We start from the raw sequence: 13,219 nt of genomic DNA, 5'->3' as shown, positions 1-13,219 counted from the left end.
GACCCCGGGCCGGGGTAAGAGCGGTTCTCAAATAGGAAGCAGGCAAGAGGCATTTCATGCGCAGAGTCGTTGTAACCGGTCTGGGGTTGGTCACGCCATTGGCCAGCGGTGTCGAAGAATCCTGGTCGCGGCTGCTGGACGGAGAATCCGGTGCAGGCCCGATCACTCAGTTCGACGCCGAGGCAAGCGGGGTCACCACGACCTATGCCTGTGAAGTTCCACGTGGCGACGGTTCTAACGGGACCTTCAACCCGGACGATTGGATGCCGCCAAAAGAGCAGCGCAAGATTGAGGACTTTATCCTCTATTCCATCGCGGCGGCCGATATGGCCTGTCAGGATGCGAACTGGTTACCCGAAGACGAAGAGGAGCGCCTGAGGACCGGTGTCCTGATTGGCTCTGGCATCGGCGGCCTCGGCTCCATCGCGAACACGGCCAACCTCATCAGGGACAAAGGCCCGCGCCGTGTGTCGCCGTTCTTTATTCCGGGCGCGCTGATCAACCTGGCCTCGGGTCAGGTTTCGATCCGCCACGGTTTTAAAGGCCCGAACCATTCGGTGGTCACAGCCTGTTCGACCGGGGCGCATGCCATTGGCGATGCTAGCCGCATTATCCGTGCTGGTGACGCGGATGTCATGGTTGCGGGCGGCGGCGAAGGCTGCATCTGTGAGATTGGGATTGCGGGCTTTAATGCGTGCAAGGCGCTGTCGACCAAATACGCTGACGACCCCAAGAAAGCCAGCCGGCCCTATGACGTGGACCGTGATGGTTTCGTGATGGGCGAAGGCGCGGGAATTGTGGTTTTGGAGGAATACGAACACGCCAAGGCACGCGGCGCTAAGATTTATGCCGAAGTCTTGGGCTATGGCATGTCCGGTGACGCATATCACATTACGGCGCCGTCCGAAGATGGCGACGGTGCCGAACGCGCGATGCGGGCTGCGCTACGCAGTGCTGGGTTGGAGCCGAAAGATCTGGACTATATTAACGCGCACGGCACCTCGACCATGGCGGATACGATTGAACTGGGTGCAGTGGAACGCTTGCTGGGTGAACATGCGGGCAGTGCGACGATGACCTCGACCAAGTCGGCCACTGGTCATTTGCTGGGTGCGGCGGGCGCGATCGAGGCGATCTTTTCGATCCTGGCGATCCGGGATCAGGTGGCGCCGCCGACGATCAACCTGGATAACCCCGCAGTCGAAACTCCGATCGACCTTGCTCCGAACGCAAAACGCGAGCGGGAAATCAATGTGGCCCTATCGAACTCGTTTGGCTTTGGTGGCACCAATGCCAGCGTGATCTTCGGAAAGGTTGGATAAATGTGGCGGGCTTTGGCGTCGAATGCGTTGACCATCCTTGTGGTCGGCCTGTTCCTGACTGGCGGTGTGATCCTGTGGGGACAGTCGCAGTTTAAAAGCGAAGGCCCGCTGGAAACCGCCATTTGCTTGCAGGTCAAGCGTGGCTCAAACATGACCGAGGTCAGCCAACAGCTTGAGGAGGATGGCGCCATCAGCAGCGCGGTTATCTTCAGGATGGGTGCGGATTACACCGACAAGGCTGGGCAGCTGAAAGCAGGAAGCTTTCTGGTGAATGAAGGTTCGTCGATGGAGCAAATCATCGACAAGATTACCAGTAGCGGTGCCAGCACATGCGGTTCCGAGATCGAGTATCGGATCGGGGTGACTCGCTTGCAAACGCGGGTGCGTGAACTGGACCCGGCGACACTGGACTTCGTCGAGATCGCCAATTTTGAAGTCGGCGTAGATGAAACCCCTGCGGAATATACCGAAAAGCGTCAGGATTCCGACACCCGGTATCGTGTTTCCCTTGCTGAGGGGGTGACCTCGTGGCAGGTGGTTGAAGCCTTGAAGGGAGTTGACGCGCTTACTGGTGATGTCACCGAAGTCCCGGCCGAGGGCATGCTGGCACCCGACAGCTATGATTTGAGACCCGGAGATGACCGCGTAGCCCTTCTTCAGAATATGCAGGAGAAACAGCAACTTCGCATCAATGCGGTTTGGGAAAGCCGTCAGGACGGCTTACCGATTTCCAGCCCGGAAGAGATGCTGATCCTTGCCTCCATCATCGAAAAGGAAACCGGTGTCCCGCATGAGCGGGGACAGGTTGCCAGCGTTTTCGTAAATCGCCTTGAAAAGGGTATGAGACTTCAAACGGACCCGACCGTAATCTATGGCGTTACAAAAGGGCAAGGCGTACTTGGCCGTGGTTTGCGCCGGAGTGAGCTTCGCCGTGCAACACCTTGGAATACATATGTGATAGACGGCCTGCCGCCAACGCCGATTGCCAATCCCGGTTTGGCCAGCCTTCAGGCAGCTGTGGCCCCGGAAGAGACCCAGTATGTGTTTTTTGTCGCGGATGGAACAGGTGGACACGCTTTTGCGGAAACCCTGGATGAGCATAATCGAAACGTCGCCAAATGGCGCGAGATCGAAGCTGAGAGAAACGGCTCCAACAATTAGAACACGGGCCGCGTTTCGCAACGCGGCCCTTTTTTCCTATGCGGCTGACCGTCTGCGCGGACGGCGCTGCTTGGACCCTTGGGGCTTCCTTCCCGTGTTGGCCCCCTGAGGGCGGCGGCCCCGGAACCCTCCGCGTTTGCGCGGGGCTTTGGGTTCTGCAACTTCGGGCATCGAGCCGCTGGCGACCGGAATTTCAATCTTCATCAGCTTTTTTATCTGGCGCAGTTGGTCCACTTCGTCAGGTGCGCAAAATGCTATGCCTTCACCTTCACGTCCTGCGCGCGCCGTTCGGCCAATGCGGTGGACATAATTGTCAGGTACTTCAGGCAGGTCGTAGTTGATCACATAGGCAACGCCCGGGATATCGATACCCCGCGCGGCCACGTCGGTGGCGACCAGAATCGTGATCTCTCCGGCGCGGAATGCCTTGATCGCGCGGTCTCTTTGACCTTGGCTTTTGTTCCCGTGGATCGAAGCGGCATTAAAGCCGTCCTCCACAAGACCTTTCATGAGTTTTTCCGCGCCATGCTTGGTGCGGGCGAAAACCAGCGTCAGGGCATCCGTGTCTTTTGAAAGGATGTCGCGCAGTTTCACGGGCTTTTCCGCTCGGCTAAGGAAATGCACGGACTGCGTGATCTTGTCTGCGGCTTTGCCCGGAGGTGAAACCTGAACCCTTTGCGGGTTGGACAGGTATGCTTGGCTGAGTTCTTCCATCTGCTTGGGCATAGTCGCTGAAAACAACATTGTCTGGCGCGGTGTACCCAGTGCCGGTGCAATCCGACGCAGAGCGTGGATAAAGCCCATGTCCAGCATTTGGTCGGCTTCGTCCAGCACAAGGTGGCGCACTGCGCTGAGATCTACGGCGCCGCGCTCCATCAAATCGATCAGGCGACCCGGTGTGGCGACCAAAATGTCGGTGCCGCGCGACAGGAAAGAGATTTGCTTGCCGATGGATTGCCCGCCGACAACGGTAGCAACGCGTAACTTTGTCTTTTTGGTCAGATTGCGGAGGCTTTCGGCGATCTGATTGACCAATTCTCGGGTAGGGGCCAGGATCAGTGCCTTGGCCGTCTTAGGAGCGGGTTTGCCGGGTTGTGCCAGCAGATGATCAATCAGCGGCAGACCGAAAGCCAATGTCTTGCCGGTGCCGGTTTGGGCCAGTCCAAGAATATCATGGCCTTCAAGTGCCAGCGGGATCGCCTTGTTTTGGATCGGCGTGGGCTGGGAAAAATTGGCGCGTTTCAGCGCATCATTCAGCGCTGGGGCAAGGCCCAGCATGTCAAAATCGAACAAGTGTCATTCCTTTATGATCCGCGACCATACATTCGTCACGGACGAGCGAGTTTGGCCACGTTCAACACGTGACCTGCGAGGGTTTCGCGCAACCTCGGGACACACAGGCGCTTCCTGTGGCGTCCGGCTGACGCGTCGAGAACCCTGCGTGATGGGGAACTGGAGTATCGTGGTGCGCTGTTCGGGCCAACTCAGGCCGTTGTGCTCACGCGGCAGCGCTTTGATTAGAAGGCACATGCGGGTTTGTCGCTGGAATGTCAAGCGGTGGTTTCTTTGATTGAGGTTGGGGGTGAGTGGACAAGTCAGCCGTACTGCCGTCAAAAACCCTGGACCGAACAACACTAGTATCGACTGTTTCAGAGATAACATGCAGCGACTTGGATAAATTTCGTGGGGTTCGCCAGATAGAAAAGTTGGGTCTTGGCGGTCCCCCGGGTTGCGTCAAGTCACCAATAGCCGCCGATGCAAGCAACGATTACAAATTGTTAAGATGCCCGACACGGTGCTTGTTGCGCCTCTGTTGCGCAAGACGTTGACTTTGCGTGCTTTTTACCGTAGGAATTGTGTCATGCTAGAAGAAGTGGGCAAACGGCCCCGGGGCAACCCGGTGGCCGTTTTTCCGTTTCTCTCGTGCGGAAAAACTCACGCATGAGGTCACAGGCAAACATGACTTTGATTACCCCGGAAGAGCGGATGTCACATACGGCCGAGCTTTTGCAGTCACTTGAGACATCCATTCGCGGTTTGCGCCAAGCAGCGGAAGAACTGCGCAGGCAAATCGGAACCGGGGAGGATGCAGACTTGGCTGGTGCAGCCAAACAACTCGGGCAGCTAGAGGGGCTGATCCGAAGTTGTCAGAAAGTGGAGACAAGCTTTGTCGAACAACGTCACAGACAAGCCGGAATTGCCCAAGGGGGGTATGCGCTCGACCTTGAGCGCGCTCGATTTGAAATCGGGTGCAGGTTGGCTCGCCTCCGCCGATGCTGCGGTTCGGGACAGATTTCTGAGTGAGATCGGGGAGGGGGGGCTGTGTGCCCTCCCTTTCCTGTTCGAGTTCTGGGCGCTGCCACATCAGCTTCCGCCCAAGGGCGATTGGCGGTCCTGGGTGATCATGGGAGGGCGAGGGGCAGGCAAAACACGCGCCGGAGCGGAATGGGTGCGGTCGATGGTTGAAGGATCATTGCCGTTGGATAAGGGTGAGGCGTGTCGGGTGGCTTTGGTCGGTGAAACATTTGATCAGGTGCGCGACGTGATGATTTTTGGCGATAGCGGGATTTTGCAGTGTTCGCCGCCGGACCGGCGACCTGCGTGGAAAGCTTCGGAACGCAAGCTGATCTGGCCCAACGGGGCTGAGGCGCAGGCGTTTTCGGCGCATGATCCTGAGGGGCTGCGCGGCCCGCAGTTCGATGCGGCTTGGGTCGACGAACTGGCTAAGTGGAAGAAGGCGGGCGAGACCTGGGACATGTTGCAATTTGCTTTGCGGTTGGGAGAGCGGCCACGGGTTTGTGTGACAACCACACCGCGCAACGTGAAAGTGTTGAAGGAACTACTTGCGTCACCCTCGACCGCGCAGACCCATGCGCCGACCGAGGCGAACCGGGCTAATCTGGCCGAGTCGTTTCTGGCCGAGGTACGGGCGCGCTACGCCGGCACACGGCTGGGGCGGCAGGAGTTGGATGGCGTGCTGCTGTCGGATGCGGACGGGGCTCTATGGACGAGTTCAATGCTGGAGGCGGCGCGGTGTGTGCAGGTGCCCGAGATGGATCGTATCGTAGTGGCGCTGGACCCGGCGGTAACGGCAGGGTCGGATGCGGATGCTTGCGGGATCGTGGTTGTGGGCGCGCAGCTACAGGGGCCGCCAGAGGAGTGGCGCGCCTATGTGCTGGCCGACCGCACGGTGCAGGGCGTGGGCCCCGCTGGCTGGGCGCAGGCGGCGATTGACACGACGGAAGAGTTCGGGGCCGAACGGCTGGTGGCCGAGGTCAATCAGGGCGGGCAGTTGGTGGAAGAGGTCGTGCGGCAGGTAGATCCTCTGGTCCCGTTTCGCGCGGTGCGTGCATCGCGCGGAAAGGTCGCACGTGCCGAGCCTGTGGCGGCGTTGTATGAGCAGGGGCGGGTTCGCCATGTGGCCGGGCTGATCGCGCTGGAGGAGCAGATGTGCCAGATGACCGCGCGCGGGTTTGAGGGACCGGGCTCTCCGGACCGCGTCGACGCGCTGGTCTGGGCGCTGCATGAGTTAGTTGTTGGGCCTGCGGGGACGTATCGGCGGCCTAGGGTGAGGGCTTTGTGAATTATTCAGATTTCTCGAAGAATGGCTGTGCTGTTTCAACTCTAACTTGCAGTTCGAAGAATTCGGAGCTTACATGCCCCGCAAGCAAACAATGCAGAGATGAGCAGGGATGAAACAACTTAGGCTATGGATATTCAGGCTTCTTGGAATTTATGCTGCGATTGTTGTTTTGACATTCTTGTTTGCGATCGGTTCACAGCATTACAGCATCCTGGCTAACTTAGAGAAGAAGCTGAACCCTTCAGAATTTGTGTTTTGGCAAGCAGGCGAGCTCTATTCCAATCCCCCATTGTTTTCGGAGACGATGGAAGACACGAAAAACCAATTATCGTCACAAGAACCGGAAGACTTTTCGGACGTAGACATTTGGGTTTTTTTGTTAGAGGAATTCAAAGACATACATAACGTTGACTTCGCTCCTCAACTTGGCATTGACGTTGCAGATGTTGCCACCATTGATCCGGGTTCGCGTACTTCAATACAACGTGCCGGTATCCGAATTCGCTTACATCCAATTCCATTTTACGTTTCCCGACAGCATATTCTGATAGTTGATGCGAAATACCTCAGAGAGAACTACGAGACGAGTTGTTTAGACGAGATGGTCTACAGTTCGATGATCGCGCAGGACGATCAAGCGCTATGGGATCGTTGTGAGCTAAGTTGACGGTTGTTTGTTCAAAGTATGCAGTTAGCAACCTTTCCCGTTGTAACTTCGCCAAGACAAAGCCGTTGCCCAACCCCCGTACGCCCCATTCCCAAGCCCTAAACTTCTTTCCGTCATAACTCCTTTCAACAAGCCGGGCAGAGCGGCGGCAGAAAGGAGCACAGATGGTATTCGATTTCTTGCGTCGTGGGGCGGCCGGGCAAGCGCCTGAGGCAAAGGCGAGTGCGGCGGGACCGGTGGTGGCGTGGCAGACGGGTGGGCGCGCGGCCTGGAGCCCTCGGGACACGGTGTCACTGACGCGGACGGGGTTTTCGGGGAACCCGGTTGGGTTTCGCTCGGTCAAGCTGATCGCCGAGGCGGCGGCGGCTTTGCCTCTGGTGTTGCAGGATCGCGAGCAGCGGTTTGAAACGCATCCCATGCTGACATTGATGCGCCGTCCGAACGCAGCGCAAGGGCGGGCGGAGTTGATGGAGGCCGTGTTTGGCCAACTTCTGTTGTCCGGCAACGCCTATATGGAGGCTGTCCAGGCCGAAGATGGGCTTCCGGTTGAACTGCACGTCCTGCGATCCGACCGGATGAGCGTGGTACCGGGGGCGGATGGGTGGCCGAAGGCCTATGACTACAGCGTCGGAGGAAAAATACATCGTTTTCCGGCCGAAGCGATCTGTCACATCAAGTCCTTCCACCCTCAGGATGACCACTATGGGTTCTCGCCCATGCAGGCGGCGGCCATGGCGATAGATGTCCATAACAGCGCGTCACGCTGGTCGAAATCCTTGCTGGATAACGCGGCGCGGCCCTCAGGGGCTCTGGTGTGGAAGGGCGGTGATGGCCACGGGGTGATGGCCGAGGATCAGTTCCGCCGCCTGTCAGATGAGATTGAACAGAACTATCGCGGCGCGCGGAATGCTGGCCGTCCGATGGTTCTGGAAGGAGGGCTGGATTGGAAGCCGATGGGCTTCTCGCCCTCGGATATGGAGTTTCAAAAGACCAAGGAAGCCGCCGCCCGCGAGATCGCGCTGGCCTTTGGGGTCCCGCCAATGCTGCTGGGAATACAAGGCGACGCGACCTATTCGAACTATCAGGAGGCCAACCGGGCGTTTTACCGCCTGACAGTACTGCCCCTGGTGACGCGGGTGGCGGCGGCGGTGTCAGAGTGGCTCTCGGGCTATACTGGTGAAGATCTGATGCTGAAACCCGATCTGGATCAGGTACCGGCGTTGGCGACGGAGCGGGACGCGCAGTGGACCCGCGTCAGCAATGCCGATTTCCTGACGGATGCCGAAAAACGGTCTTTGCTGGGCCTGCCGGCCCTGGCGGAGGGGGCGGATGGCTGAGGGGTATCCCCCGTTTGATTGTGCGCCAGGTTTGCGCCTGGCAGCGCATGAAAGAGTGGCTGAAATTCAGCACGCGCACCTGTGCAAGCGGTTGGATCAGATCGAAGAGATGATGGAACGGCTTGAGAGGCGGCTGTGGCTGACTGTTTACGGTGTGGCAGCCGTGATCCTTGCACAAGCGTTTCAGTCGTTTCTTTCTGTAACGCCGTAAAGTCAGTGTCTTATGAGGAGTTATTAATGGGTTTAGAGCATAAATTCGCACGCTTTGGAGATGGGTTGTCGGTATCGGACGATGCGGTGATCGCGGGCTATGCCAGCCTATTTGGTCACGTGGATCAGGGCAGTGACGTCGTGCAGAAAGGTGCCTATCGCGCGTCGCTCGCGGGCCTGGCTACGGCGGGTCAGCGGGTCAAGATGCTGTGGCAGCATGATCCGGCGCAGCCTATCGGCGTCTGGGACGAAGTGCGCGAAGATGACCGGGGCCTTTGGGTCAAGGGACGATTGTTGGAAAGCACTCAAAAGGGCCGTGAAGCGGCGGAGCTGATCCGAGCAGGAGCTATGGACGGCCTGTCGATTGGGTATCGTACAAAGCGGGCCGTGAAGAATGACAAGGGCCAGCGGGTCCTGACGGAACTGGAGCTGTGGGAGGTGTCTCTGGTGACCTTCCCGATGCTGCCCAGTGCGCGGGTGGCGGCCAAAGGCACTGAGCCTGCGGTCGAGGACACCTGGCGCAAAATTGCCGAGGTGTTCAATCACGCCCGGCAGGAGTTGGCGCGACCCTAGCGCGCCTCAAACCCACCCAAAGAATGGAAGTGCTGATGAGCAAGACCGAGACCCCGGCCTTGACCGGAGAGGGTGCGCCCCTGGTTCAGGAGGTGAAGCAGGCGATGGCTGGCTTCGTGTGTGAATTCAGAGGCCTGAAGGCTGAAGTTAAAACCAAACTGCAACAGACAGAAGAGCGACTGACAATGCTGGATCGTAAATCAACCATCGCGGCGCGTCCGCACCTTGCGGCCTCGACCCTTGACGGCGCGCCGCACCAAAAGGCGTTTGATGCCTATGTGCGTTCAGGCAACGATGACGGCCTTCGGGGGCTGGAGATGGAAGCCAAATCTCTGACCAGCGCGGTCAATAGTGATGGAGGCTATCTGGTAGATCCGCAGACGGCCGAGATCATCAAGTCGGTGCTGAAATCCACCGCTTCGATCCGTTCGATTGCATCGGTCGTGAATGTCGAGGCGAACTCTTTCGATGTTCTGATCGACCACACGGATGTTGGTGCCGGTTGGGCGGATGAGGCTTCCTCTGCAACTGAAACCGCGACCCCTTCGATTGATCGCATTTCAATCGCGCTGCATGAACTGAGCGCGCTTCCCAAAGCTTCGCAACGTCTGCTGGACGACAGTGCGTTCGACGTCGAGGGTTGGCTGGCTGGTCGTATCGCCGACAAGTTTGCCCGCGCCGAAGCGTCAGCCTTTATCAGCGGTGATGGTGTCGACAAGCCCAAAGGCATTCTGGACCACGCCAAGGTTGATAATGATGTCTGGGCATGGGGCAACGTTGGGTATGTTCCCACAGGCATTGACGGCGGTGTTGACGCCGATGCCATTGTTGATGCGGTTTACGCGCTGGGTGCACAGTACAGGGTTAATGGCACGTTCGTCATGAACTCGAAGACCGCTGGTTTGATCCGCAAACTTAAGGACAGTGATGGCCGCTTCTTGTGGTCGGACGGGCTGGCGGCGGGTGAGCCAGCGCGCCTGATGGGCTATCCCGTTTTGATCGCCGAGGATATGCCGGATGCAGCATCCGACAGTTTCTCGATCGCTTTCGGTGACTTCCAGGCCGGTTACACCATCGCTGAACGACCTGACCTGAGGGTGCTGCGCGACCCTTTCAGCGCTAAGCCGCATGTCCTGTTCTACGCGACCAAACGCGTTGGCGGTGATGTGAGCGACTTTGCTGCAATCAAGCTGGTGAAATTCGGCATCGCCTAAGCGGTGACGGATCCGAGGGGCCGGAAATCGGCCTTTCGGGCGGCGGGCGCGGGCTGGGGTGAGATCCCCCGCGTTGTCTAGCTGCTCCCCTCCGTCCGAGCAACGTGGGGCGGCACGTGCCCGCCAGTTTACTGAAGTGACGACCCCCGTAGCGGGGCCGAGATTGCGGAGTGAATGGATGATGTTGATCGAAGAAACCGCCATCGCTGATGCGGCGCTGCCGGTGGATCAGTTCAAGGCGCATCTGCGGCTGGGAACCGGCTTTGCCGAGGGCAGCGTGCAGGACGAGGTCTTGAGTGGCTTTCTGCGGGCAGCAATCGCAGCGATTGAGGCGCGCACCGGTAAGGTGCTGATTGAACGCAAATTTTCCTGGACCCTGAATGCGTGGCGTGACTCTGCCAGCGAGGTGCTGCCGGTCGCCCCGGTGAAGGCTGTGGAAGGGGTTTCAGTCTTTGACGCAGCGGGTGCGGAAAGCGCAATCGCGCCGGAATCTTACCGGTTGGAACAAGACAGCCAGCGCCCCCGGCTGCGCCCGACTGGTTTGATGTTGCCAAGACTTGCAACTGGTGGCACGGCCAAGATCGCCTTTATCGCGGGTATATCGGTGGATTGGGATGGCTTACCAGCTGACTTGGGGCAGGCAGTGCTGCTGCTGGCGGCGCACTACTACGAATATCGGGACGAAACGGCCCTTGGTGCAGGGTGCATGCCGTTTGGTGTGACCAGCCTGATCCAGCGCTATCGCACGGTCCGCTTTGGCGCAGGGGTGGCTTGATGAAAAAGCCACAACTGAACCGAAAGCTGGTGCTTGAGGCGCCAGTCCGTACGGCTGATGGCGCGGGTGGATACACCGAGACCTGGCAGGCGCTGGGCACCGTTTGGGCCGAGGTCACTGCGCGCAGCGGGTCTGAGCGTCAGGTGGCGGGCGTGCCCGTATCACGTGTCGGGTATCGGATCGTGGTTCGCGGTGCACCCAAGGGAACAACGATGCGGCCTTCACCAGATCAGCGATTTTCGGAAGGATCGCGTCGTTTTGTGATCCGCGCCGTCGCGGACCGTGACCCCCGCGGTCAATACCTTACCTGTTTCGCAGATGAGGAGGTCGCGGCATGAGCTACGGCGTTTCAGCCGCCTTGCAAGCGGCGGTATTTCAAAGGCTTACGGATGATGCGCAGGTCAGCACGCTCTCGGATGGCGCGATTTACGACGCGATACCTGCAGGGTCGGTGCCCCAGGCCTATGTCACGCTGGGACCGGAAGAGGTGCGAGACGCCTCGGACCAATCTGGCGCAGGGGCGACGCATCGCTTCATCGTGTCGGTAATATCTGAGGCCGGCGGATTTGGTGCCGCTAAAGCATTGGCCGGAGCGGTATGCGACGCGCTTGAGGGTGCGGCGCTGATGCTGGATCGCGGGCGGCTGGTCGGTTTGTGGTTTGAGCGCGCTTCGGCCCGTCGCACAGGTACTGGCGGCGCAGTTCGCCAGATCGACCTGAAATTCCGCGCCCGCGTGGAAGATGATTAACCAATCAACGGAGAGAGCAGATGGCTGCCCAAAACGGAAAAGACCTGTTGGTCAAAGTGGATATGAACGGCTCGGGCCTGTTCGAGACGATCGCGGGCTTGCGGGCCACGCGGGTCAGTTTCAACGCGGAAAGTGTGGATGTTACCAGCCTTGAAAGTCAGGGCGGCTGGCGTGAGCTTTTGTCGGGCGCCGGGGTGAAATCCGCCGCGATTTCTGGATCGGGGGTTTTCAAAGACGCTGACACCGACGAACGCGCGCGACAGCTGTTCTTTGATGGGGAAACGCCCAATTTTCAAGTCATTATCCCTGATTTTGGCATCGTCGAAGGGGCGTTTCAGGTAACCGGAATCGAGTACGCAGGCTCACATAATGGCGAGGCAACGTATGAGATGAGCCTGGCCAGTGCTGGCGCTCTGGCATTCACGGCGCTGTAATTGATGGCTAATCCGTGGACGGGCGAGGTGGCGTTGACCATCGATGGGGAAAGAAAGGTGCTCAAGTTGACGTTGGGCGCTTTGGCCGAATTGGAGCAGGCGTTGGGTGCAGGGTCTTTGGTGGACTTGGTCCAGCGGTTCGAAGGCGGGGTCTATTCCAGCGGTGACGTGCTGGCGTTGATCGTGGCCGGGCTGCGCGGCGGAGGGGCCAATGTAGCCCAAGCCGACTTGCTGCATGCCGAGATCGAAGGTGGACCGATGGCAGGTGCTCGGGCCGCGGCTGAGCTGTTGGCCCGCGCCTTCATGGCACCTGGTGGCGCATGAATGGGTTCGACTGGCCCGCCCTTATGCGTGCGGGTTTCGTTGGCTTACGTCTGACGCCGGATCAATTCTGGCGTCTGACCCCGGCAGAGTTGAGGCTGATGCTAGGACAGGGCGCAGGACTGCCAGCGATGAACCGGGCGGGTCTGGACGCGTTGCTTGCCGCTTACCCGGACAAAAAACAAGGAGACCGTGATGACGGATCGTGATGGTTTGGACGACCTGCAGGAACGGGGTGAGGCACTGGGTGACTCGCTTGGGGATGCGGCGTCGATGGCTGCGGCTTTTGACAGTCAAATGAAACGCATTGGCGCGGCATTCGAAGAAACAGGCAAAGACGTTGCAACACTTGAGCGTGGTATGTCCGGCGGGTTGCGTAAAGCTTTCGATAGCGTGGTGCTGGATGGGATCAATCTGTCCGATGCGCTGGGCGTACTGAAGAATTCGATGATTCAGACAGCGTATGCGGCGGCAATTAAGCCTGTGACAGATCATTTTGGGGGCATGCTGGCCAATACGGTCGGCAGTTTCGTGCAAGGCGTCCTGCCTTTTGCAGATGGCGGCAGCTTTTCTCAAGGGCGGGTGATGCCCTTTGCTAATGGCGGCGTGATCAGTGGCCCGACGACATTTCCAATGCGCGGCGGTACCGGTCTTATGGGCGAGGCTGGACCAGAGGCCATCATGCCGCTGGCGCGCGGTCCCGACGGCAAACTCGGTGTGCGCACATCCGGTGCCGGCCGCGCAGTGAACGTGGTGATGAACATCACAACACCGGATGTGCAGGGATTCCGGCGCAGCCAGGGGCAGATTGCCGCGCAGATGGGCCGCGCGCTTGGACGTGGCAATCGAAACAGGTAACACGAGAGAGCAGCCG

At 59.1% G+C, this 13,219-nt stretch carries 16 protein-coding genes; 15 read left to right on the top strand and 1 reads right to left on the bottom strand.

Annotated elements, in window-relative coordinates:
* The first annotated feature begins 56 nt into the window (after window positions 1-56).
* Both fabF and mltG read left to right on the top strand, forming a co-directional pair.
* On the top strand, window positions 57-1,322 hold the full coding sequence (gene fabF / locus ACXAET_RS06645) for a beta-ketoacyl-ACP synthase II (protein WP_475182951.1): 1,266 nt from the start codon (window positions 57-59) through the stop codon (window positions 1,320-1,322).
* Window positions 1,323-2,483: an endolytic transglycosylase MltG gene (gene mltG / locus ACXAET_RS06640; RefSeq protein ID WP_475182948.1), complete on the top strand. Its 1,161-nt coding sequence runs from the start codon at window positions 1,323-1,325 to the stop codon at window positions 2,481-2,483.
* Window positions 2,484-2,519: 36 nt separating this feature from the next.
* On the opposite strand, the gene ACXAET_RS06635 is transcribed toward mltG, so the two are convergent.
* Window positions 2,520-3,776 carry a DEAD/DEAH box helicase gene (locus ACXAET_RS06635; protein ID WP_475182943.1) on the bottom strand — a complete coding sequence of 419 codons (1,257 nt, stop codon included), beginning with the start codon at window positions 3,774-3,776 and terminating at the stop codon, window positions 2,520-2,522.
* Window positions 3,777-4,695: 919 nt separating this feature from the next.
* Here ACXAET_RS06635 and ACXAET_RS06630 point away from each other — a divergent pair.
* From ACXAET_RS06630 to ACXAET_RS06570, 13 genes are all read left to right on the top strand, one after another.
* On the top strand, window positions 4,696-6,066 hold the full coding sequence (locus ACXAET_RS06630) for a DNA-packaging protein (RefSeq protein WP_475187146.1): 1,371 nt from the start codon (window positions 4,696-4,698) through the stop codon (window positions 6,064-6,066).
* A 109-nt stretch (window positions 6,067-6,175) separates the two neighbouring features.
* Window positions 6,176-6,733 (top strand): hypothetical protein, encoded by a 558-nt coding sequence (locus ACXAET_RS06625; protein WP_475182940.1) that lies wholly within the window; start codon window positions 6,176-6,178, stop codon window positions 6,731-6,733.
* Window positions 6,734-6,897: 164 nt separating this feature from the next.
* Entirely contained in the window at window positions 6,898-8,070 is a 1,173-nt protein-coding gene (locus tag ACXAET_RS06620; protein ID WP_475182936.1) for a phage portal protein, read from the top strand.
* A complete protein-coding gene (locus tag ACXAET_RS06615) occupies window positions 8,063-8,281 on the top strand; it encodes a GTA head formation protein, RCAP_rcc01685 family (protein ID WP_058280601.1) in 219 nt (72 codons plus the stop codon). Before ACXAET_RS06620 ends, ACXAET_RS06615 begins: the two co-directional genes overlap by 8 nt.
* A gap of 26 nt (window positions 8,282-8,307) precedes the next feature.
* The gene (locus ACXAET_RS06610; RefSeq protein WP_475182928.1) at window positions 8,308-8,853 is read left to right on the top strand and encodes an HK97 family phage prohead protease; all 546 of its coding nucleotides are present in this window, start codon (window positions 8,308-8,310) and stop codon (window positions 8,851-8,853) included.
* A gap of 35 nt (window positions 8,854-8,888) precedes the next feature.
* Window positions 8,889-10,067 carry a phage major capsid protein gene (locus ACXAET_RS06605; protein WP_475182925.1) on the top strand — a complete coding sequence of 393 codons (1,179 nt, stop codon included), beginning with the start codon at window positions 8,889-8,891 and terminating at the stop codon, window positions 10,065-10,067.
* A gap of 178 nt (window positions 10,068-10,245) precedes the next feature.
* A complete protein-coding gene (locus ACXAET_RS06600; protein WP_475182921.1) occupies window positions 10,246-10,842 on the top strand; it encodes a head-tail connector protein in 597 nt (198 codons plus the stop codon).
* Window positions 10,842-11,180 carry a phage head closure protein gene (locus ACXAET_RS06595; RefSeq protein ID WP_475182917.1) on the top strand — a complete coding sequence of 113 codons (339 nt, stop codon included), beginning with the start codon at window positions 10,842-10,844 and terminating at the stop codon, window positions 11,178-11,180. The genes ACXAET_RS06600 and ACXAET_RS06595 overlap by 1 nt, the downstream gene beginning before the upstream one ends.
* Entirely contained in the window at window positions 11,177-11,590 is a 414-nt protein-coding gene (locus ACXAET_RS06590; RefSeq protein WP_475182912.1) for a DUF3168 domain-containing protein, read from the top strand. The genes ACXAET_RS06595 and ACXAET_RS06590 overlap by 4 nt, the downstream gene beginning before the upstream one ends.
* A 20-nt stretch (window positions 11,591-11,610) precedes the next feature.
* Window positions 11,611-12,024 (top strand): phage major tail protein, TP901-1 family, encoded by a 414-nt coding sequence (locus tag ACXAET_RS06585; RefSeq protein ID WP_224889277.1) that lies wholly within the window; start codon window positions 11,611-11,613, stop codon window positions 12,022-12,024.
* Window positions 12,025-12,027: 3 nt separating this feature from the next.
* Complete coding sequence (locus ACXAET_RS06580; RefSeq protein WP_475182904.1) at window positions 12,028-12,348, top strand: gene transfer agent family protein; 321 nt, start codon at window positions 12,028-12,030, stop codon at window positions 12,346-12,348.
* Complete coding sequence (locus tag ACXAET_RS06575; protein WP_475182901.1) at window positions 12,345-12,554, top strand: rcc01693 family protein; 210 nt, start codon at window positions 12,345-12,347, stop codon at window positions 12,552-12,554. Before ACXAET_RS06580 ends, ACXAET_RS06575 begins: the two co-directional genes overlap by 4 nt.
* Window positions 12,541-13,203, top strand: coding sequence for a phage tail tape measure protein (locus tag ACXAET_RS06570; RefSeq protein WP_475182896.1), 663 nt, complete (start codon window positions 12,541-12,543; stop codon window positions 13,201-13,203). Before ACXAET_RS06575 ends, ACXAET_RS06570 begins: the two co-directional genes overlap by 14 nt.
* Window positions 13,204-13,219: the final 16 nt, after the last annotated feature.

It is taken from the genome of Ruegeria sp. AWH4_226, assembly GCF_056159225.1.
The sequence above is the reverse complement of the archived record's forward strand: the minus strand, read 5'-3'. Positions and strand labels throughout refer to the sequence as shown.